General features: G+C 67.4%; 23 protein-coding genes. 18 read left to right on the top strand and 5 right to left on the bottom strand.

Annotated elements, in window-relative coordinates; translation table 11 throughout:
• The first annotated feature begins 5 nt into the window (after nt 1–5).
• From WKC72_RS27575 to WKC72_RS27545, 7 genes are all read left to right on the top strand, one after another.
• Complete coding sequence (locus tag WKC72_RS27575; RefSeq protein WP_370180425.1) at nt 6–323, top strand: hypothetical protein; 318 nt, start codon at nt 6–8, stop codon at nt 321–323.
• On the top strand, nt 310–522 hold the full coding sequence (locus tag WKC72_RS27570) for a hypothetical protein (RefSeq protein ID WP_370180424.1): 213 nt from the start codon (nt 310–312) through the stop codon (nt 520–522). Before WKC72_RS27575 ends, WKC72_RS27570 begins: the two co-directional genes overlap by 14 nt.
• Before the next feature lie 454 nt (nt 523–976).
• Entirely contained in the window at nt 977–1,510 is a 534-nt protein-coding gene (locus WKC72_RS27565) for a P27 family phage terminase small subunit (protein WP_370180423.1), read from the top strand.
• A complete protein-coding gene (locus WKC72_RS27560; RefSeq protein WP_370180422.1) occupies nt 1,507–1,875 on the top strand; it encodes a hypothetical protein in 369 nt (122 codons plus the stop codon). The genes WKC72_RS27565 and WKC72_RS27560 overlap by 4 nt, the downstream gene beginning before the upstream one ends.
• Before the next feature lie 4 nt (nt 1,876–1,879).
• Entirely contained in the window at nt 1,880–2,236 is a 357-nt protein-coding gene (locus WKC72_RS27555) for an HNH endonuclease signature motif containing protein (protein WP_370180421.1), read from the top strand.
• On the top strand, nt 2,229–2,426 hold the full coding sequence (locus WKC72_RS27550; protein WP_370180420.1) for a hypothetical protein: 198 nt from the start codon (nt 2,229–2,231) through the stop codon (nt 2,424–2,426). Before WKC72_RS27555 ends, WKC72_RS27550 begins: the two co-directional genes overlap by 8 nt.
• 238 nt (nt 2,427–2,664) lie before the next feature.
• Nucleotides 2,665–3,879, top strand: coding sequence for a phage major capsid protein (locus WKC72_RS27545; RefSeq protein WP_370180419.1), 1,215 nt, complete (start codon nt 2,665–2,667; stop codon nt 3,877–3,879).
• A 68-nt stretch (nt 3,880–3,947) separates the two neighbouring features.
• Here WKC72_RS27545 and WKC72_RS27540 read toward each other — a convergent pair whose 3' ends face one another.
• Nucleotides 3,948–4,193 (bottom strand): hypothetical protein, encoded by a 246-nt coding sequence (locus WKC72_RS27540; RefSeq protein WP_370180418.1) that lies wholly within the window; start codon nt 4,191–4,193, stop codon nt 3,948–3,950.
• Nucleotides 4,194–4,478: 285 nt separating this feature from the next.
• Here WKC72_RS27540 and dprA point away from each other — a divergent pair, with 285 nt between their 5' ends.
• From dprA to WKC72_RS27525, 3 genes are all read left to right on the top strand, one after another.
• Nucleotides 4,479–5,573 (top strand): DNA-processing protein DprA, encoded by a 1,095-nt coding sequence (dprA, locus tag WKC72_RS27535; RefSeq protein WP_112299367.1) that lies wholly within the window; start codon nt 4,479–4,481, stop codon nt 5,571–5,573.
• A gap of 712 nt (nt 5,574–6,285) precedes the next feature.
• The gene (locus WKC72_RS27530) at nt 6,286–7,833 is read left to right on the top strand and encodes an acyl-CoA carboxylase subunit beta (protein WP_112299366.1); all 1,548 of its coding nucleotides are present in this window, start codon (nt 6,286–6,288) and stop codon (nt 7,831–7,833) included.
• 72 nt (nt 7,834–7,905) lie between these two features.
• Entirely contained in the window at nt 7,906–8,685 is a 780-nt protein-coding gene (locus WKC72_RS27525; RefSeq protein ID WP_370180417.1) for a siderophore-interacting protein, read from the top strand.
• Between the two features lie 18 nt (nt 8,686–8,703).
• Here the strand turns inward: WKC72_RS27525 and WKC72_RS27520 are convergent, their stop codons facing one another.
• Nucleotides 8,704–9,873 carry a multidrug effflux MFS transporter gene (locus WKC72_RS27520; RefSeq protein ID WP_370184551.1) on the bottom strand — a complete coding sequence of 390 codons (1,170 nt, stop codon included), beginning with the start codon at nt 9,871–9,873 and terminating at the stop codon, nt 8,704–8,706.
• 85 nt (nt 9,874–9,958) lie between these two features.
• Between WKC72_RS27520 and WKC72_RS27515 the strand changes: the two genes are divergently transcribed.
• On the top strand, nt 9,959–10,885 hold the full coding sequence (locus WKC72_RS27515; RefSeq protein ID WP_370180416.1) for a tyrosine recombinase XerC: 927 nt from the start codon (nt 9,959–9,961) through the stop codon (nt 10,883–10,885).
• 125 nt (nt 10,886–11,010) lie between these two features.
• The gene (locus WKC72_RS27510; protein ID WP_370184549.1) at nt 11,011–12,036 is read left to right on the top strand and encodes a MinD/ParA family protein; all 1,026 of its coding nucleotides are present in this window, start codon (nt 11,011–11,013) and stop codon (nt 12,034–12,036) included.
• Here WKC72_RS27510 and WKC72_RS27505 read toward each other — a convergent pair.
• Nucleotides 12,033–12,635, bottom strand: coding sequence for a M23 family metallopeptidase (locus tag WKC72_RS27505; RefSeq protein WP_370180415.1), 603 nt, complete (start codon nt 12,633–12,635; stop codon nt 12,033–12,035). The genes WKC72_RS27510 and WKC72_RS27505 overlap by 4 nt on opposite strands.
• Before the next feature lie 244 nt (nt 12,636–12,879).
• Here WKC72_RS27505 and rpsB point away from each other — a divergent pair, with 244 nt between their 5' ends.
• The 6 genes from rpsB to WKC72_RS27475 all read left to right on the top strand — a co-directional run bounded on the left by rpsB (nt 12,880) and on the right by WKC72_RS27475 (nt 17,895).
• On the top strand, nt 12,880–13,746 hold the full coding sequence (gene rpsB, locus WKC72_RS27500; RefSeq protein ID WP_370180414.1) for a 30S ribosomal protein S2: 867 nt from the start codon (nt 12,880–12,882) through the stop codon (nt 13,744–13,746).
• Nucleotides 13,747–13,858: 112 nt separating this feature from the next.
• On the top strand, nt 13,859–14,686 hold the full coding sequence (tsf, locus tag WKC72_RS27495; RefSeq protein WP_005259342.1) for a translation elongation factor Ts: 828 nt from the start codon (nt 13,859–13,861) through the stop codon (nt 14,684–14,686).
• Between the two features lie 174 nt (nt 14,687–14,860).
• Nucleotides 14,861–15,589 carry a UMP kinase gene (pyrH, locus tag WKC72_RS27490; RefSeq protein WP_005240535.1) on the top strand — a complete coding sequence of 243 codons (729 nt, stop codon included), beginning with the start codon at nt 14,861–14,863 and terminating at the stop codon, nt 15,587–15,589.
• Between the two features lie 81 nt (nt 15,590–15,670).
• On the top strand, nt 15,671–16,228 hold the full coding sequence (gene frr / locus WKC72_RS27485) for a ribosome recycling factor (RefSeq protein WP_005240537.1): 558 nt from the start codon (nt 15,671–15,673) through the stop codon (nt 16,226–16,228).
• Nucleotides 16,229–16,256: 28 nt separating this feature from the next.
• Nucleotides 16,257–17,183, top strand: coding sequence for a phosphatidate cytidylyltransferase (locus tag WKC72_RS27480; RefSeq protein WP_128638941.1), 927 nt, complete (start codon nt 16,257–16,259; stop codon nt 17,181–17,183).
• A gap of 10 nt (nt 17,184–17,193) precedes the next feature.
• Nucleotides 17,194–17,895, top strand: a complete 702-nt coding sequence (locus WKC72_RS27475; protein WP_037245580.1) for a class I SAM-dependent methyltransferase — start codon at nt 17,194–17,196, stop codon at nt 17,893–17,895.
• A gap of 9 nt (nt 17,896–17,904) precedes the next feature.
• Here the strand turns inward: WKC72_RS27475 and WKC72_RS27470 are convergent, their stop codons facing one another.
• Nucleotides 17,905–18,756 (bottom strand): CoA ester lyase, encoded by an 852-nt coding sequence (locus tag WKC72_RS27470; RefSeq protein ID WP_174233783.1) that lies wholly within the window; start codon nt 18,754–18,756, stop codon nt 17,905–17,907.
• An 83-nt stretch (nt 18,757–18,839) separates the two neighbouring features.
• Complete coding sequence (locus WKC72_RS27465; protein ID WP_037245582.1) at nt 18,840–19,253, bottom strand: lipopolysaccharide assembly LapA domain-containing protein; 414 nt, start codon at nt 19,251–19,253, stop codon at nt 18,840–18,842.
• Between the last annotated feature and the right edge of the window lie 37 nt (nt 19,254–19,290).

Below are 19,290 nucleotides of genomic sequence, written 5' to 3'. Positions count from 1 at the left end.
CACCCATGTCCAAGCACTTGACCACCACCCCCGTCGACCACGTGCGCGCCACTCGGTACGCCCTGGCCCTCGTTGCCGCCCACAGGGGCGACCCGTTGCCGTTCGTGGCGATCACCGAGGAACTGGCCGAGCAACCAGAGGAACGGCGCATAGCGCGCACGATGAACGCACTGGCCGAGATAGCCCTCGGCATCATCGGCCAGGTCAACGGGTACGAGAACGTCGAGGACGAACTACGGCAGGCGTTGGCCGTCACGCAGGCGGCGGCCGATCAACAGGCAGCGGCACAGGCCGACGAGGGCGGTGACGATGCCAGGGCGTGACGATCCGTGGACGATCGAGGTCAACGAGGCGGTGCGCCAGTACCGCCGCCGGACTCGGCTCAAGTTGTCGCCCAGTAAACGACGACGTGACGAGCGCGAGAATGCCAATGATAGGCGAATGCTCGAACGCCGAGAACAGGCCCGCCGGGACATGGCCTCGGTGATCGAGTGGCTACGGTCCGAGTACGCCGACGACTGAACGTTGGCACGCAGTGTCACGGCCGACGTCGTGACACTGCGTGCCACGTGGCCGCACTCGGTGCCGCCGAGGGGGTGGGGGTCGGAATCATAAAGGCCCTCAGTTGATCGTGCACCCCTTCGTTCCGGTCGCATACACGCGCTCAACCTGGGAAAACGGCTGTGAGCGTGGCTCTCAGGGCCGGGAATCGACATCTCAGCGGCCATGCCCCCCGGATTCCGGCCCTCGGGCCGCCACTAATTGGGCCTCGGCGGACTTGATCCGATTAGCGGTTGGCACTGCGTGCCACGGCCGGGCACCCCGTGCCACCTGGTACAAAACGCGGTACAGTGACGGTGCGTCTTTCCCTTTCCGTTGAGGCGCACTGCGGTAGGTGATTCGAGGTTGGGGCCGTCGTGCACCGGCGGCCCCGACTCGGACCCCGACACCAACCCACGACACGAGGCAGGGGCACATGCCAGCAGCGAAACCGGCGGCACTCAAGCTACTCAACGGCCGTAGCCCTGGCCGGGATTCCGGGGGCCGCAAGGTCCAACCGACCGGCGTCGAGCGTGGCGTTCCCGACAAGCCTGCCGACCTCACTCCCGAGGCGTCGGCCGAATGGGACCGCCTCGTGGACGGTTCGGGGATCCGGAGTTGGCTCAAACCGGCGGACCGGGCAATGCTCATCAACCTCGTCGAAACATGGTCCGATATCGTCCGCATACGAAAGATGTTGCGCAAGAACGGATTTTGCCAGATGGTCAAGGTTCGGGACGCTGCGGGGGCCGTGACCACCAAGAAAATCGAGCGGCCCGAGGTGCGCCTACTCACCAAGTTGTTGGTCGAGTACCGCCAGCAAGCAAGCGGTTTCGGTCTCAACCCCACGAGTGAGGGCGCGGCATCCAAGGCCCCGGCCACCGACGCCCCGGCCAGCGACTACGACAACCCGTTCTCGCCCGACTACGTCCCACCGGCACCCAAGTACGTCCCACCGGGGTCACGATGACCGACCTCGACGCCCTGGCCCTGCGGTTCGACATGGCCGCCCTCGGCATCGTGAGCCTCAAGGCCGAGGGGGACGGCCGCGACGTCGACGCGTTCAACCTGCGGCTGTACTGGACACTCGGCGAGGGCGCGGCGAAGATCGCGTGGGGATTCCAAGGTGACCACGGCCGGTGCACCGTCGCCCTCGGCAAGCACATAGGCGAGGACCGGGCACGCCGGGTCTGCGCGAGCTACCACAAGGATCTGTTCGGGGTTGCGCCGTCGAACGAGGTCAACGCCGAGAAGCCGCCGGTGCCCGACGACTGGGATTTCGACGCCGACTCACCCGAGGACGCCCTCAAACCCGTCGAGGACGACGAGGCGTAGGCCAATGCCCACGAGGCCACCGTCACGTTGCTCACGCTGCCACAAGCCGTACAAGACGGGCGGCAGGTGCCCCGCGTGCTTTCCGCCGTTCGCGGCGTCGGCGTGGCGCACCGGAACCACCCTCAACCGCCGCCGGTGGGCGCGGGTGCGCATGATCCACCTCACGGCGAACCCGTTGTGTGCGTGGCCGGGGTGCAAGGGCCTGGCCCACGAGGTCGATCACCGGCTCAACCTTGCCGATCACCCCGACATTTCGCCGTACGACTACACCAACCTGCAATCGCTGTGCACCGAACACCACCGGGTCAAGACGGGCCGCGAGGGTGCCGCACGGGCCACCGGAAAGGGCAACCATGAGTAACACCGACGAGCAGGGCGAACAGGCGCGCCTATTGGGCCTCGTGGACGCCGAGGCGGACCGCCGTGCGGCCGGTCCCGAGGCCGCGCAGGACGACGAACAGGCCATGGTCGAGGTAGGCGTACCCAACGAGGGTTCGGTACTCATGACGCGTGAGGCGTCGTGGGGTTGGGACGAACGGTACTGGCGCTAGTCCCTAGGGGTAACACCCTTGCGCCACAGTTGATCTCACGCCCCGGCCCTGTACTCTCGTGGGTGCGAACGGAAACGCCACGCGGGCGTCCCCTGGACAGACCGAACCGTTGACCCGTTCGCCCTTGCCAACCGGATAGGCGGCCCGTCGGGTGATCCCGGCCAACCGTAGAACCGGCCCGTGAGGACTCCTCCCATCACAACGCGCCGTATCGGCGCGTGAGTCCTTAAGGATCACCATGCGTATCAAGCTCGATTCACTCCGCGCCGCGATCAAGGCGGCCAACGAGGACACCGGCAAGCTCACCGACCGCCGACAGGCGCTCGTCACGGCGGCGTACGACGTCACCAACGCGATCAAGGCGGCCGGGGGCGGTGCGGCCCTCGGCGACGAGGCGGGGGCGGTGACGACCGCGCTCACCGAGGCGTCGACGGCCCTCGACGGCCTCGACACCAAGCTCAAGGCGGCTGTGGATTCGGCCGCCACCCTGCGCAAGTTCGACGACACGGCGGGACACGGCCGGGGCGGTGCCCTCGACACCGGCGTGCGCCTCAACCTCAAGTCGGCCGCGACCACGCGGGCAATCGTCTCGAAAATGGCGGGTTCCGACCCGTTGACCAAGGCCGTGGCCGCCTCGGGTGACGCCATCGTGGGGATTCCCCTCGACAACACCATTTACGAGATCGGCAAGGTGGGCACAAGTGCCCTCGACGTGCTGCCGGTGCACTCCCGGCCGCCGGTGTACGGGTACCTGCGCCAGACCACGCGGACGAACAACGCCGCCCCGGTCGCCGTGGGGGCTGTCAAGCCGACGTCGGTGTACGGCGTGACCAATATCGAGGGCCGCCTACAGGTCATTGCCCACCTGTCCGAGCCGGTGGATTCGTACTGGCTCGAGGACAACAGTTCACTCAACGCGTTCGTGACCACCGAGTTGCAGTACGGCCTTCAGTTGGCCGTCGAGGCGCAGGTGATCGGCGGATCCGGCACCGGCACCAACCTCCGGGGCATTCTCAACACCTCGGGTATCCAGTCGGTGCCGTTCTTCACCGACGCCACCGCCACGGTGCGCCGGGCGCTCACCGCGATCGAGACCGTCGGCCACCGCGCGACGTCGATCATTCTGCACCCGACCGACTGGGAGGGAATCGAACTCTCACGTCGCCAGGACGGCACACCCGACCTCGGGTCGTCCCTGCCCGTCGATCGTGCCGACACGCGGTTGTGGGGCCTCAACGTGGCCGTCTCGGCGGCCGTTCCGGTGGGCACCGGCGTCCTGTTCGACCCCACGGCTCTGGCTGTGGCAGTCGACAAGGGTGTTCGGGTGCAGTGGTCCGAGTCGGTCGGTGACGACTTCTCGCGCAACCAACTGCGCGCACGTTGCGAGGGCCGTTTCGGGGTTGACGTCTACAAGCCCCTCGGCATCGCCAAGGTGGCCTTGGCAGCCGCGTGACCCCGCACCCGTCCACACAGGCCACGGCCCCCGCCTCACACGTCGAGGCGGGGGCCGTTCTGTGGTGTCTAGCGGGTGTAGTCCCACTGGTACTGACGGTTCGGTTCCGTGGTCAGCCAGAAGATGCGGTACACGCGGGCACCGCCGTCGAGCTTGAGGTCGAAGTGTTCGCCGTTGTCGATGGGGTGGGGAACGGCGTCGTTGAAGTCGGTCCCGAGTCCCTGAATGGTGATTGCCACCGCCTTGCTGCCGGTGGCGTTCGAGAATCGAACCTTGCCGTCGACCTGTTCGGTGGTCCATGGTGCTGCCGTCATGCGCGTGCCTCTCGTCGTGCCCGTATACCGACCCCGTGGTCGGTACGGAAGAAACATTAAGGGTCTTGTCCGACACCTCCCGGTCGGCTTGTGCTGCGCCTTGTGAAACAACTGCTATCTATGTGCTCTAGGGGTCGCCTGGACGGTGAGTGATCTGGCAGGACTCGACATGCCGGGTCCGGAACAGGTGATCACCGCCTTGGGGTTTCGTGATCGGAGCTTCCAGTGACGGTGGAAAGCCGAAGTGGTGCAGGAGATCGGAGTGGGGTTCAGGATCCGCGTCGGTTGGCGTGGGCGTACTTGTCGAAGGTGGTGCAGGGGCCGTGTCCGGCGCTGTCGCGTCTCGTGGAGGACGTGGGCCCGGAGGAGGCTGCGCGGGCCGTGCGGGAGCGGGATCTGGCGGAGATGCTGGGGGAGCGCACGGTTGCCCGGGCGCATGTGGATACCGCCGCACACGATCTCGAACTGGTGGCGGGAATGGGTGGCCGGCTGGTGACGCCGGACGACGACGAGTGGCCGCAGTGGCGGCTTCTCGGTTTCGGGAATCTGTCCCGGTCACGGGACGAGGGCCCGCCGTTGGCGTTGTGGGTGCTCGGTTCGCGGCCGGTGGACGAACTGACCGACCGGGCGATCTCGATCGTGGGGACGCGGGCGGCGAGCGGCTACGGCGAACACGTGACTGCCGAGATTTCCGGTGATCTCGCCGTCGACGGGTGGACGATCGTGTCGGGTGCCGCGTTCGGGGTCGATGGTGCCGCTCACCGTGCGGCGCTGGGTGTCGGGGGCCTGACGGTCGCGGTGCTGGCGTGCGGTGTGGATCGTGCGTATCCGGCAGGGCATGCGCGCATGCTGCGGCAAATCGCGCAGAACGGTGCGGTGATCAGTGAGTACGCGCCGGGCACTACACCGGCGAAGCATCGGTTCCTGGCGCGGAATCGGTTGGTGGCGAGCCTGTCCGACGGGGTGGTCGTGGTGGAGGCGGGGTGGCGCAGCGGTGCGCGCAACACGGCGAGTTGGGCGCGCAAATTGGGGCGACCGGTGATGGCGGTGCCGGGTCCGGTGACGTCGGCGTCGTCGATGGGCTGCAATCGGATGATTCGGGAGGGTGAGGCGCGGTTGGTCGCGAATGCCGGTGACGTGGTGGAGGAGGCCGGGCCGATCGGGCTGCGGGAAGGCCTCGACGTGGTCCGCGATCTGGATGCACTGTCGGGGGATGCGCTGCTGGTGTACGAGGCGTTGCCGGCGGTCGGGCCGCGCGGGGTCCGGGAGCTGTCCGAACTGTCCGGAGTCGCGATCGAGCAGGTTCGGGCTGTGCTGCCGCTCTTGGAGATGGAGGGCTTCGTCGCCTCTGACGACACCGGATGGTCGCGGCAGAGGTGAGGGGTGACGAGCCGGGCGAGAGTCCGCTCGGCGGCCACTTCATCGTGCTCGGTTGTCCGAAGTGCGAGTCGAAGCGACCGATCGACGACACATTGGGGTAGAAACTTTCCTACAACGCAGCTCACAACCGCATGAAGGAGTGAGATATGGGGTCAGCCGAGGACTTGTGGCGGAACTTCGTCGCGCAGGTGTTGAGCCTGTTGATCGCCTCCGGTTCGTAGGGGAGTTACCGGCCGGCATCTCATCCGCCCGCGTCACCCCGATCTCGACGTTCCCCGCGTGATGCCCATTGCCACGTGGGAGACTTCAGAATGGTCGGTGGACCACTCGGCCCTGATGTGAGGACGGAGGTGTGATGGACGACCTCAGCCTGTGGGGAATCCCCGAGTGGGCTCAGCCTGGCATCTTCGCGATCGCGTCGGGCCTCGCGCAGATCGCGTACTGGTGGTTCAGCATCACCTGAGAGGCAAGCCGCAGGCCCCGTCGCGTCCGAGGCGATCAAGTCTGTGAGTCCTCACAGCGCCTCCGGCCGACAGTTCCCATCCACCCCGCGTTGCGCCGGAGGGGTAGTTGCGCCCGTCGTGGGTGCTCGGAGTCCAGTCGGTTCACCGATGCAGACCCCGGTCGGTGCACGTACGGTCTCCGATGAGGCAACTACCGGCGCTCCGGGAGTGCAGTCCGCTCGCGGGTGCGTCTCGAGGAGGAATCTCACATGACCAGGACCACGGCGGAACTGCTCGCTGACCTGGAGGTTCGGCTCGAACAATCGCTGAATCCGGGAAGCCCGAGGGCGATCGCACGGCGCGCGGAGAAAGGTCTGCCCGGCCCCCGCGAACGAATCCGAATGCTGCTCGACCGCGGCAGTTTCATCGAGGTCGGACAGATGGCGAGGAACCCGGGAGCTCTCGACAACCCCTACGGTGACGGCGTCGTCACCGGCCACGGAACCGTCGACGGACGTCCGGTGGCGGTGTTCTCGCACGACCACACGGTGTTCGGTGGCAGCGTGGGGGAGATGTTCGGCCGCAAGGTCGCCTCGATCATGGAATTCGCGGCGCGGATCGGCTGCCCTTGTGTGGGCATCAACGACTCCGGCGGCGCACGCGTACAGGATGCCGTCACGTCGCTCGCCTGGTACGCCGAAATGGGCCGCCGCCAGATTCCGCTGTCGGGAGTGTGCCCGCAAATCTCGATCCTCCTCGGCAAATGCGCGGGCGGTGCGGCGTACGCCCCGATCAACACCGATGTCGTTGTCGCCGTGGACGAGCAGGCGTACATGTTCGTCACCGGTCCGGGAGTCATCAAATCCGTCACCGGCGAGGACGTCACCCTCGACGAACTCGGCGGCGCCCGCGCCCAGGCCGAGAACGGGAACGTCCACCACGTCGCGCCGAGCGAAGACGCGGCGTTCGCCTGGGTGCGAGACTATCTCGGCTTCCTCCCGTCGAGCAGGCACGAGGAGGCGCCCATCGTGAACCCGGGACTCGAACCCGAGATCACCGACAACGATCTGGCATTGAACGAGTTCATGCCGGACGCCGACAACGCCGCCTACGACATGCACGACCTGCTGCTGAACATCTTCGACGACGGCGACTTTCACGAACTCGCCGCGCAGACGGCACCGAACGTGATCACCGGATTCTCCCGGGTGGACGGACGATCCGTCGGAGTGGTGGCCAACCAGCCGCAATTCCTCAGTGGGGCACTGGATCAGGTCGGCGCCGACAAGGCGGCCCGCTTCGTGCGGATCTGCGACGCGTACGAGATTCCCCTCGTGTTCGTCGTCGACACACCGGGCTTCCTCCCGGGGTTGGAGCAGGAGCGGAACGGTGTACTCCGCAGCGGCGGCCGCTTCTTGCAAGCGTTCGCGGCCGCAACGGTGCCGAAAGTGACTGTGGTGGTGCGCAAGTCCTACGGCGGCGGATATGCGGTGATGGGGTGCAAGCAACTCGGGGCCGACGTGAACTTCGCCTGGCCGACGGCACGCATCGCGGTCATGGGCGCCGAGGCCGCGATCAGTCTCCTCTACCACCGCGAACTCGAAGCCGCAGGCGAGGAACAGGAGGCGATGCGCCAGCAACTCGTCGACGCCTACAACGAGAACGTCGCGACACCGTATTCGGCCGCCGAGCGCGGCTACATCGACGCGGTGATCGAACCGTCCGCCACCCGGCTCGAGATCCGGCGAGCACTGACCGTGCTCCGCGACAAGCGTTCCGCCCGCGGCGAGCAGAAGCACCACCTGATTCCGCTCTGACCGCCGCCGGCAGCCACTCCTGTACCGTAGTTAGGTAACACTAACCAACTTGAGTTCATTGGAGAGATGCCTGTGGCAAAGCCGACTGCGACACTGACCGTGCTCCGGACCGAGTGGCTGACCCCGCACATGGTGCGGGTATTCCTCGGCGACCCGGGATTCGACAGTTTTGTTCCGAATGCCTTCACCGACGCGTACGCGAAACTCGAATTCGGGAGCCCCGAAGAGCCCGTCCTGCGCACGTACACGATCCGATCCGTGGATCCGGTGAAGCGAGAGATCGCCATCGACTTCGTGGTGCACGGTGACGCCGGTGTCGCCGGACCGTGGGCGGCCGCCGCGGCAGCCGGCGACGTCCTCCGGCTGCGCGGCCCCGGAGGCGCGTTCGCGCCCGACCCGGCCGCCGACTGGTACCTGCTCGCGGGTGACGAGACCGCAATTCCCGCCATCTCGGCGTCCGTCGAGAAGCTGGACGCGTCGGCGGTCGGACGGGTGATCATCGAGGTCGCCGGCCCCGAGGACGAAATCGCCTTCGACTCGCCCGCGGGCGTCGACGTCACGTGGATCCACCGCGGCGACACGTCGGACCGGATCGGCGAAGATGCGTCGGGGGACAACGCACCCCTCGTCGCGGCGGTGCGCGACACCGCGTGGCTGCCCGGAACCGCGCAGGTGTTCATTCACGGTGAGGCGCAGGCAGTCATGCACAACCTGCGCTCCTACGTGCGCAAGGAGCGGGGTGTCGCCGCGTCGGCCGCGTCGATCTCCGGCTACTGGCGTCGCGGTCGCACCGAGGAGGGCTTCCGGGTGTGGAAGTCCGAGCTCGCCGCGAGCGAGGGTGCCTCCCGCTGACCCGGTGCGGCGGACGCGCTACGAGATGTGCGTCCGCCGCGTCAGCACCAGCAGCGACAGCATCGCCACGGCGCCCGCGGACGGGATCGCGACGGCCATCGGGACTGCGGTGTCGGGGCCGGCGATGCCGACGAGCGGCGAGACCACCGCGGCGAGGCCGAACTGGCCGGCGCCGAGGAGTGCGGACCCGGTGCCGGACGCCTTGGTCACCTCGCCCTGAGCCAGCGCCGTCGCATTGCCCATCACGAAACCGATGCTCGACACCGAGACGAACAGCGGAACCAGGATCGCACACCAGGGCGGCGAATCGATCAGCGTCGCGGCGAGCAGCAGCACGACGCCCGCTGCCAGGAGCAGCGTGACCCCGAACCTCAGCAGCTGCCGGGCATGGAACGTGCCCACGAGCCGGGTGTTCACGATCGCGGCGCTCACCATGCCCGCGGCATTCACCGCGAACACGATGGAGAACTGCCCCGGGCTGAGCCCGAGGACGTTCTGCACGACGAACGGGGACGCGGAGATGTACGAGAAGAGCGCGACGAACCCGAACATGAACGTGAACGCGTAACCCAGGTAGACGCGATTGCCGAAAACGTAACGCAGATTCCGGACCAGTGCAGTGAGCCCGCCGCCGTGCCGGTTCTCCTCCGGAAGCGTCTCCGGGACGAGGATCAGCACTCCCGCGAACATCACCACACCGGCGGCGGTGAGAACCCAGAAGATCCCTCGCCAGCCGACCGGGCCGAGCAGGGCGCCACCCATCAGCGGTGCGACGACCGGCGCGACCCCGCCGATGATCATCATGATGCTGAAGAGCCGGGCTGCGCTGTCTCCGCGCGCGCGGTCGGCAATGCAGGCGCGCGCGAGCACGATCGCCGCGCCACCGCTCAGCCCCTGGAAAAGTCGTGCAGCGATGAGGGTTTCGACGGTCGGCGCGACTGCGCAGGCCATCGCGGCGAGGGTCGTGACAACCGTGGCGCCGATCAGCAGACGCCGGCGCCCGAGGCCGTCCGACAGCGGTCCGACGACGAGCTGACCGATTCCGAGCCCGGCCATGAACGTGGTCAATGTCAGCTGCACGCTCGGCGCCGACGTGTTCAGGCTCTCCGTCATCAGGGGGAGACCGGGGAGGTACATGTCGGTGGCCAGCGGGGCGATCGCGGACAGTAAGGCCAGGACACACAACATGGGAATGGAGATCGTTCGCTGCACAAAAGAACTCTAGCGGCGCGGCTGCTTGATTTATCTCCCGCCCGAGTCGACTGTTGCCTCTATGAGCAGCGACCTGCCGGCACCGTTGGAGCTGGTACTCGAGGAGTACGCGCGGCATCTCGGACTCGAACGCGGCCGATCGCAGCACACCGTGAAGGCATACGTCGCGGACGCGAAGTCGCTGCTGCGGCACTGGTTGTCGACGTCGCCGGAGGTACACCTCGGCGAGCTCGACATCCAGGCGCTCCGGTCGTGGCTCGCGGGCCAGTCCGCGGCCGGCATCGCCCGGACGACCCTCGCCCGGCGGACGTCGTCGGTGCGCAACTTCACAGCCTGGCTGCTGCGGACCCGGCGCATCGCCACCGATCCCGGCGCCCGGCTGGGTGCCGCGAAGGCCCACCGCACGCTGCCCCCGGTGCTGCGGCAGTCGCAGGCGGCCGACGTGATGGACGCCGCCGAATCGGGCGCGCAGCAGAACGATCCGATCGCCCTGCGCGACCGGCTCATCGTCGAACTGCTCTATGCGACCGGAATACGGGTGGGGGAGCTGTGCGGCCTCGACCTCGGTTCGGTGGATCGCGAACGGCGGCTGCTGCGCGTGATCGGCAAGGGCGACAAGGAGCGCTCCGTGCCGTACGGGAAACCGGCGGCCGACGCCGTGGACCTCTGGTTGCACGTCGGCAGGCCCGCGGTCGCGACGGACAGTTCCGGGCAGGCGCTTCTCCTGGGCAAACGAGGGAAGCGGCTGGACCAACGGCAGGCGCGCAGCGTCGTCCACGAGGTTCTGTCCGCGGTCCCCGGCGCACCGAACCTGAGCCCGCACGGCCTGCGCCACACGGCGGCCACACACCTCCTCGAAGGCGGAGCGGACCTGCGCGTCGTGCAGGAACTCCTCGGCCACGCGAGCCTCGCGACCACCCAGCTCTACACCCATGTGTCCGTGGCGCGGCTCCGTGCGGTGCACGATCAGGCACATCCCCGGGCCTGACCCGGTTTGGTAGCGTCGCGCCACGAATCTGCAGTTGTTTCTGCACTATCCCGGGGGAAACAGTGGACCGCGAAGACTTGACTCGACCGCAGCCGTCCTGGCTGAACGACGGTGGCGGCGCCCCGCTGGGCGACACCGCCGCCGATCCGTGGGGGCAGCAATCCTGGGAGGGTCCGGCCCCGGAACCGAGCCGGCATCAGGTGACCAGTCAGGATCTGGTGGCGGATGCTCTCCTCGAACGGTCACGCAAGGCGCCGAGCCGCGGGTGGCGCCGCGGACTGCACCGGCTCACCGGGGGATCGGTGAATCCAGGGGAGTCGGCGGGGGAGGCGCGCGAAGCGGCACTGCTGGACCGCATCCGGCAGCCGATCCAGGGGGACTATCGCATTGCCTTCCTGTCCTTGAAGGGCGGCGTCGGCAAGACGACGACCACGATCGGGCTGGGATCGACGTTCGCGTCACTGCGCGGCGACTGCGTGATCGCCGTCGACGCCAACCCCGACTTCGGGACACTCGCGCAACGCGTGCCCCTGCAGACGCATTCGACCGTCCGTGATCTCATCGCGGCGGAGTCGACCATCCGGCGTTACTCGGATGTGCGGGCCCACACGTCGCAGGCGCCGAGCCGTCTCGAGGTGCTCGCGAGCGAACAGGATCCGGCGATCTCCGAGGCGTTCAGCGAGGACGACTACCGGCGGGTGATCGACATCCTGCAGGTGTACTACAACATCATCCTCACCGACTGCGGCACCGGGATCATGCATTCGGCGATGAACGGCGTTCTGCAGCTCGCCAATTCCCTGGTGCTGGTGAGCTCGCCGGCCATAGACGGCGCCCGCAGTGCCGCCGCCACGCTGGACTGGTTGCAGCACCACGGCTACGGGCATCTGGTGTCGCGGACGGTCGTCGTGATCAGTGCCGCCCGGCCCGGCTCGAGCACGATCGACATGACGGAACTGACCAATCACTTCCTGCTCCGGTGCCGGGCCGTGAAGGTGGTGCCGTTCGACGAGCACCTCGCCGAGGGCTCGGTGGTGGATCTGGAACTGCTGCGTCCGGCGACGCGGAAGGCGTTCGTCGAACTCGCGGCGATGGTCGCGGACGACTTCCCGGAGTCGGCAGGCAGGCACGCCGTCGCGGAGTGGCGCTAGCCGCCGACGGGTTCGAGCCGTACCGGCGCCACGCGGACGAGTCCGAGCGGGTCGAGATACTCGCGGTCGCGGCGAAGACCCCAGTGCAGGCACGCGGCGACGGGTGCGATGCAGCCCGGATGCCCGGGTTCGAGCGTGCCGAGGACGGTGCCACGGCCGACGCGCAGTCCGGGGGTGACCCGAGCGGTCACCGGTTCGTATGTGGTGCGGAGCCCACCCGGGTGGTCGACGGACACGACGGGCTTGCCCGCCACCGTGCCGGCGAACACCACCACACCCGCCCCCGCGGACAGGACGGCCTCGTCGGGCACGCCGCCCAGATCCACGCCGCGATGGCCGGGAAGCCAGTCGCGCTCGGGGTTGTCGAACGCCCGGACCACCCGCGGTCGTGGGTGCAGCGGCCAGTCGAAATCACCGGTCGGCGCGGCATCGGCGGGCGGTGCGACGAGCGCCGCGACGGTCAGCAGCGTCGACGCCGTGGCAGCCGCCGTGAGCGCCCGCACGATCGCCCCGAACTTCGTCATGGATGAACGATCCCGCACGTCCGGGCCGATGAACGGGCACCGGACGAGAATGTGGATCGAATGCGCTTTGTCCACAGATCCCGCAAAACCCTTGCACGCGCGGCCGCGGTGTGGCAGGGGCGGTTAGGGCGTTCGGCGTGGAGGCCGTACACTGATCGAGCGGTCTGTGCTCCCACAGTCCGACTTCGCGCGCCCGCGCAGGTTATCGGCCATCGGCTGGTCTCGCATCTCGGTGTGAGTCCGATGGTCTGCGGGCGCCAGGGTGGAGCGTCCCCGAGATGCTCTGCATCAACCGGCAATGAAAGAGAGATACACAGCCATGGCTGTCGTAACAATGAAGCAGCTGCTCGACAGCGGCACGCACTTCGGTCACCAGACCCGTCGTTGGAATCCGAAGATGAAGCGTTTCATCTTCACCGACCGCAACGGCATCTACATCATCGACTTGCAGCAGACGCTGACGTACATCGACAAGGCGTACGAGTTCGTCAAGGAGACCGTTGCCCACGGCGGCACCGTCCTCTTCGTCGGCACGAAGAAGCAGGCCCAGGAATCCATCGCGGCCGAGGCCACTCGCGTCGGGATGCCCTACGTCAACCAGCGTTGGCTCGGCGGCATGCTCACCAACTTCACCACCGTCCACAAGCGCCTTCTCCGCCTCAAGGAGCTCGAGGCCATGGAGCAGACCGGTGGTTTCGAGGGTCGCACCAAGAAGGAAATCCTCATGCTCACGCGTGAGATGACCAAGCTGGACCGCACTCTCGGTGGTATCCGCGACATGGCCAAGGTCCCCTCCGCGGTGTGGGTCGTCGACACCAACAAGGAGCACCTGGCCGTTGCCGAGGCTCGCAAGCTGAACATCCCGGTCATCGCGATCCTGGACACCAACTGCGACCCCGACCTCGTCGACTACCCGATCCCGGGCAACGACGACGCCATCCGCAGCGCCGCCCTGCTCACCAAGGTCGTCGCTTCCGCCGTGGCCGAGGGCGTGCAGGCCCGTGCCGGACTGAGCGCCGACAAGGACGCGAAGCCCGAGGCCGGCGCCGGCGAACCCCTCGCCGAGTGGGAGCAGGAACTGCTCTCGCAGGCAGCGCCCGCCGCAGAGGCCGCTCCCGCAGCTGAGGCACAGGCGGCTCCGGCTGCCGAGGCCCCCGCAGCAGAGGCACCCTCCACCGAGGCCTGATCCGATGCACACGGCCCTGACCAGAGATCTTTTGGTCAGGGCCGTTTCACGGTCTGGTCCGAGTACTACCCTGACTTACGTCCCGACAGACATATGAGGAGGCTCGCTCACCATGGCGAACTACACCGCCGCTGACGTCAAGCGGCTCCGCGAGCTCACCGGCTCCGGAATGATGGCCTGCAAGAACGCTCTCGCTGAGGCCGAGGGTGACTTCGACAAGGCTGTGGAGCAGCTGCGCATCAAGGGCGCCAAGGACGTGGGCAAGCGTGCCGAGCGCACCACGGCCGAGGGCCTGGTCGTTTCCAAGGACGGCGTCCTGCTCGAGCTCGACTGTGAGACGGACTTCGTCGCGAAGAACGAGGACTTCCTGAAGCTCGCCGAGTCGATCGTCACGGTCGCCGCGGCAGCGAAGCCCGCCGACGTCGACGCGCTCAAGGCGCTCGAACTCGACGGCAAGACGGTCGACACCGTCATCCAGGAGCAGTCCGCGAAGATCGGCGAGAAGCTCGTCCTGAGCAAGATCGCCTCGTTCGACGGACCGGTCGCGGTCTACCTGCACAAGCGCAGCGCCGACCTGCCGCCCGCCGTCGGCGTCCTCGTCGAGTACACCGGTGAGGGTGACGCTGCTGCGGAGGCCGCTCGCGGTGCCGCCATGCAGGTCGCGGCGCTCAAGGCCAAGTACGTCACGCGTGACGAGGTCCCCGAGGACATCGTCGCCAACGAGCGTCACATCGCCGAGGAGACCGCGCGCGCCGAGGGCAAGCCGGAGCAGGCTCTGCCGAAGATCATCGAAGGCCGCGTCAACGGCTACTTCAAGGACGTCGTGCTCACCGAGCAGTCCTCGGTGCAGGACTCCAAGAAGTCCGTCAAGGCGATCCTCGACGAGGCCGGCGTCACCATCAAGCGCTTCGTTCGCTTCGAGGTCGGTGCTTCGAGCTAGTCGTGTGAGTCGTATGGCCCCGTCGGACGAGTGCGCTCGCCCGGCGGGGCCTACGTATACCGCCACCGTCCTGATGAGGCAGGATGAAGATGGCCGTCTGAATGGGTCGAGTAGGCGCGTGGGCGCGCTCGGCCGCTGTCGAAATCGACGAGTGCTGTGGAACTGAGGAGAGCAATGTCCGAACCAGCCAACGAACGTACGGGATTCCATCGAGTCCTTCTCAAACTCGGCGGAGAAATGTTCGGTGGTGGCAAGGTCGGCCTCGACCCCGACGTGGTGACCAAGGTCGCGGAACAGATCGCCGAGGTCGTGCGATCCGGGGTGCAGGTGGCGGTGGTCATCGGCGGCGGCAACTTCTTCCGTGGTGCGGAACTGCAGCAGCGAGGTTTGGACCGCGCGCGTTCCGACTACATGGGCATGCTTGGCACCGTCATGAATTGCCTTGCTCTGCAGGACTTCCTGGAGAAAGAGGGCATCGACAGCCGCGTGCAGACGGCGATCACCATGGGGCAGGTGGCGGAGCCCTACATTCCGCTGCGCGCTCAGCGTCACCTCGAGAAGGGTCGCGTCGTGATCTTCGGCGCCGGCATGGGCATGCCCTACTTCTCGACCGACACGACCGCGGCGCAGCGCGCACTCGAGATCGGCGCCGAGGTCGTCTTGATGGCCAAGGCCGTCGACGGCGTGTTCACGGCGGACCCGAACCTCGACCCGACCGCGACGATGTACACGCAGATCACGCACCGTGAGGTCATCGAACAGGGGCTCAAGGTCGCCGACGCGACGGCGTTCAGCCTCTGTATGGACAACGAGATGCCGATCATGGTGTTCAATCTGCTGACCGAGGGGAATATCGCTCGGGCAGTGTCCGGTGAGAAGATCGGAACGCTCGTCAAGTCATGACGCGAGTGACACGCTCGACACAGAGTTTTCTCGAAACAGAGGCAGTGACGAATCGATGCAGAACGACATGGAGGAACAGCCGTGATTGATGAAGCTCTCTTCGAAGCCGAGGAGAAGATGGAGAAGGCTGTCACGGTGGCCAAGGACGATCTCGGATCGATCCGCACGGGCCGCGCGAATCCCGGCATGTTCAATCGCATCGGAATCGACTACTACGGCGCGTTCACCCCGATCACGCAGCTCGCCAGCATCAACGTGCCGGAAGCGCGACTGGTCGTCGTCAAGCCGTACGAGGCCTCCCAGCTCGGCGCCATCGAGACGGCGATCCGGAACTCCGACCTGGGCGTGAACCCGTCCAACGACGGAAACCTGATCCGGATCTCCGTACCCCAGCTCACCGAGGAACGCCGCCGCGAACTGGTCAAGCAGGCCAAGTCCAAGGGCGAGGACGCGAAGGTGTCCGTGCGCAACGTGCGCCGCAAGGCGATGGACGAGCTGTCCCGGATCCAGAAGGACGGCGAGGCCGGCGAGGACGAGGTCGGCCGGGCCGAGAAGGAACTCGACAAGACGACCGCCCGGTACGTCGCGCAGGTCGACGAACTGGTGAAGCACAAGGAAGCCGAGTTACTGGAAGTTTAGTCACGAGACGAGGAGTGGATCGGGGACAGTGACCGTGCCAGCAGAACACGGGACCCCAGGGGGACCCATCTCCGAGGGCGACCCCTCGGAACCGGTCTCCGGGGGTGCGCCCGCGCCGGAGGCGGCCCCGGCCGCGAAATCGAAGGCCGGGCGTAACCTTCCCGCCGCGATCGGCGTGGGCGTCGGTCTCGGCGTCGCGCTGATCCTGATCCTCGTCTACGTGCCGCTGGTGTGGATCGGCGTGGTGGCCGTCGCGATGGCCGTGGCCACGTGGGAGGTCACCAAGCGTCTGCGTGAGGCCGGGATCAGCGCACCCCGGATCCCGCTGCTCGCGGGCGGTCAGGCGATCCTGTGGCTCGGCTGGCCGTTCGGCCCGGTGGGGGTGCTCAGTGCATTCGCGGGGACGGTGCTCGTCTGCATGGTCTGGCGCCTGTTCGACCACGGGCTGAAGGCGACACCACAGAATTTCCTCCGGGACACGGCGATCACCGTGTTCGTCGCCTCCTGGATCCCGTTGCTGGCGTCGTTCGCCGTGCTGATGGTGTTGCAGGACGACGGCGCCGGGCGGGTGCTGTGCCTGATGATCGGCGTTGTCTGCTCCGACGTGGGCGGCTACGCGGCGGGTGTGCTGTTCGGCAAGCATCCGATGGTGCCGGCGATCAGCCCCAAGAAGTCGTGGGAAGGGTTCTTCGGTTCGCTGCTGTTCTGCGTCATCGGCAGCCTGCTCACGGTCACCCTGATCCTCGACGAGAACTCGATGATCGGCGTGCTCCTCGGCGTTGTCCTGGTGGTCACCGCCACGCTCGGCGATCTCATCGAATCCCAGGTCAAGCGAGAACTCCGCATCAAGGACATGGGCACTTTGCTCCCCGGGCACGGGGGCATCATGGACCGTCTCGATTCCCTGCTGCCGTCGGCGTTCGTGACGTGGCTGGTGCTCACGGTCCTCGTCTGACCGTCCTGCCGTGACCATCCCCAGCCCGAACATCTGGCACTGGCCCGAGTGGTACGAGGTCGAGAATCGTGCCCAGGACGTGGACGGGGCGATCTTCCGGCACCTGCGCGGGGCCGTGGACTGGACGGGCGGCGCCGTCGCCGATGTGGGCTGCGGTTCCGGCTTCCACCTGCCGGTCTTCGCCGAGTCGGCGGCCACGGTCTACGGAGTCGAGCCGCATCCGCCCCTGCTGGAACGTGCCCGCACCCGCGTGGGGCACCTGCCGAACGTCCGGGTGATCGAGGGCTCGGCCGAGGGCATACCCCTCGGTGACGCGAGCGTGGACGTCGTGCACGCGCGGACTGCTTATTTCTTCGGTCCCGGCTGCGGCCGCGGAATCTGCGAGGCGATGCGTGTGCTGCGCCCGGGCGGCGCGCTGGTGGTGGTGGATCTCGACGCCACAGCCCATCCGTACGGCGAGTGGATGCGGGCCGACCTGCCGCAGTACAACCCGGCGGCCGTCGAGGCCTTCTTCGCGGCGCAGGGGTTCGACCTGGTGCGCGTGGAGACACGATGGCGTTTCCCGGATCGGGAATCGTTGCGCGGTGTGCTCGGTATCGAGTTCACCGGGAAGACGGCATCGAAGGCGTTCGCGCAGACACCCGGCGTGGCTCTCGACGTGCGCTATCGCGTGCACGTCCGCCGAAAGCCCGCCGGGCTGGAGATGCTCTGACCGGGGTCGTTACCGCGGTGCGATGTGGAAGAGCTTCGCGAGCGCGTTGATCTTCTTGGCCTTCGCCAGTTTGGGGAGGTCGCTGCCGTCCCGCACTCGGGAGCCGTCCTCGCCGAGGTCCGCGATCACGTCGCGGGCCCATTCGGCGTCGGCCGGGGAGGGGCTCAGTGCGTCGTTGACCGGGGCCGTCTGCGCAATGGTCATGCACAGCTTCCCGGTCATGCCCATCGACAGGGTCAGCGCCGATGCCCGGACCAGGGCGTCGATGTCGGTGCCGAGGGTGGGGCCGTCGATCGGCGGTGCGATCCGGGCGGCCCGGCTGGCGACCGTCAGCCGGGAGCGGGGATAGGCCATCGCCAGCGGCGAATCGTCCATCCCGGTGTCGCGGCGGAAGTCGCCGCTGCCGAACGCGAGCCGGAACGTGGCCTCCGTCCGGGCGATCTCGGGTGCCGCCTCGAGTCCCATCGCGGATTCGACGAGGGCGAGCACCTTCGTGCCCTCGGGGAGTCGCTCGGCGGTGGCGTCGACCTGCATGCCACTCTCGGTCTTGGCCAGCATGACGCCTTCGAGCCCGGGAACACCGTCCAGGGCTGCCAGGTCGTCCGCCCAGTAGGGGGTGGTGGCGTCGTTGATCCGCACCCACGCGCGCCGGTTCTCGCCGAGCCAGGCGACGACGTCGGCGCGGGCCCGGGGTTTGCGGTCGGGGGTGACGGCGTCCTCGAGGTCGAGGATCACGGCGTCGGCGGCGCTGGCATGGGCCGCCTCGAAACCCTCGGGCTTGCCGGCGGGAACCAGCAGCCAGGATCGTGCTTGTTCAGCCGCGATACGCGGTGCCACAGTCGTCTCCATGTCGGCCTTCACAGTCGTGCCCTTCCGGTGATATCCACGACAGTAATTCTGCTCGCTCAGCGTCTGCGCAATCCACTTGCGTAACTATTGTTCAGTTAGAAATTACTGTTCAGGCGCCGCTGCCGGTTCGCTGCCCGACGGATCTGGATGATGCGGACCCCGCCCGCGAGGGCCATGATCACCGCGCCGGCGATCGCCGCGAACAACAGCGTGACACCCAGCGGGAGGGTGAATTCCCAGGCGAACATTTCGAGAGTCACGCTGTCGAGGTTCTGCAGGATGAACACGAGAAGCAGTACCAGAACGACGATTCCGATCACCAGACCGGTCCACGTGGCGCCCACCCGGGTGTGCGTGATGCCCTTGCGGCGTGCGACGTCGGGATGCTCGGTGCCTGCCGGTGTGGTGTCGGGGTGCGGTGGGTCGGCAGGCACGGGTCCCGTGCCGGGACCGCGACCTGCCGGGACCGCCGGAGGGAAGTTCGAGGGGTCGTCCGGTGTTGTCGACATAAGTTGATCTTCACCCACCTGGACGGGTTCCGCATGC

Origin of the sequence: Rhodococcus wratislaviensis (genome assembly GCF_041228765.1) — a bacterium.
Taxonomy (GTDB): Bacteria; Actinomycetota; Actinomycetes; order Mycobacteriales; family Mycobacteriaceae; genus Rhodococcus_F; species Rhodococcus_F wratislaviensis.
The sequence above is the reverse complement of the archived record's forward strand: the minus strand, read 5'-3'. Positions and strand labels throughout refer to the sequence as shown.

What these genes read in the sequence shown, in the direction of transcription:
- WKC72_RS27575 (WP_370180425.1), top strand. Translation starts at nt 6, where the DNA reads ATGTCCAAGCACTTGACCACCACCCCCGTCGACCACGTGCGCGCCACT.
- WKC72_RS27570 (WP_370180424.1), top strand. Translation starts at nt 310, where the DNA reads ATGCCAGGGCGTGACGATCCGTGGACGATCGAGGTCAACGAGGCGGTG.
- WKC72_RS27565 (WP_370180423.1), top strand. Translation starts at nt 977, where the DNA reads ATGCCAGCAGCGAAACCGGCGGCACTCAAGCTACTCAACGGCCGTAGC.
- WKC72_RS27560 (WP_370180422.1), top strand. Translation starts at nt 1,507, where the DNA reads ATGACCGACCTCGACGCCCTGGCCCTGCGGTTCGACATGGCCGCCCTC.
- WKC72_RS27555 (WP_370180421.1), top strand. Translation starts at nt 1,880, where the DNA reads ATGCCCACGAGGCCACCGTCACGTTGCTCACGCTGCCACAAGCCGTAC.
- WKC72_RS27550 (WP_370180420.1), top strand. Translation starts at nt 2,229, where the DNA reads ATGAGTAACACCGACGAGCAGGGCGAACAGGCGCGCCTATTGGGCCTC.
- WKC72_RS27545 (WP_370180419.1), top strand. Translation starts at nt 2,665, where the DNA reads ATGCGTATCAAGCTCGATTCACTCCGCGCCGCGATCAAGGCGGCCAAC.
- WKC72_RS27540 (WP_370180418.1), bottom strand. Translation starts at nt 4,193, where the DNA reads ATGACGGCAGCACCATGGACCACCGAACAGGTCGACGGCAAGGTTCGA.
- WKC72_RS27530 (WP_112299366.1), top strand. Translation starts at nt 6,286, where the DNA reads ATGACCAGGACCACGGCGGAACTGCTCGCTGACCTGGAGGTTCGGCTC.
- WKC72_RS27520 (WP_370184551.1), bottom strand. Translation starts at nt 9,873, where the DNA reads ATGTTGTGTGTCCTGGCCTTACTGTCCGCGATCGCCCCGCTGGCCACC.
- WKC72_RS27515 (WP_370180416.1), top strand. Translation starts at nt 9,959, where the DNA reads ATGAGCAGCGACCTGCCGGCACCGTTGGAGCTGGTACTCGAGGAGTAC.
- rpsB (WP_370180414.1), top strand. Translation starts at nt 12,880, where the DNA reads ATGGCTGTCGTAACAATGAAGCAGCTGCTCGACAGCGGCACGCACTTC.
- tsf (WP_005259342.1), top strand. Translation starts at nt 13,859, where the DNA reads ATGGCGAACTACACCGCCGCTGACGTCAAGCGGCTCCGCGAGCTCACC.
- pyrH (WP_005240535.1), top strand. Translation starts at nt 14,861, where the DNA reads ATGTCCGAACCAGCCAACGAACGTACGGGATTCCATCGAGTCCTTCTC.
- WKC72_RS27465 (WP_037245582.1), bottom strand. Translation starts at nt 19,253, where the DNA reads ATGTCGACAACACCGGACGACCCCTCGAACTTCCCTCCGGCGGTCCCG.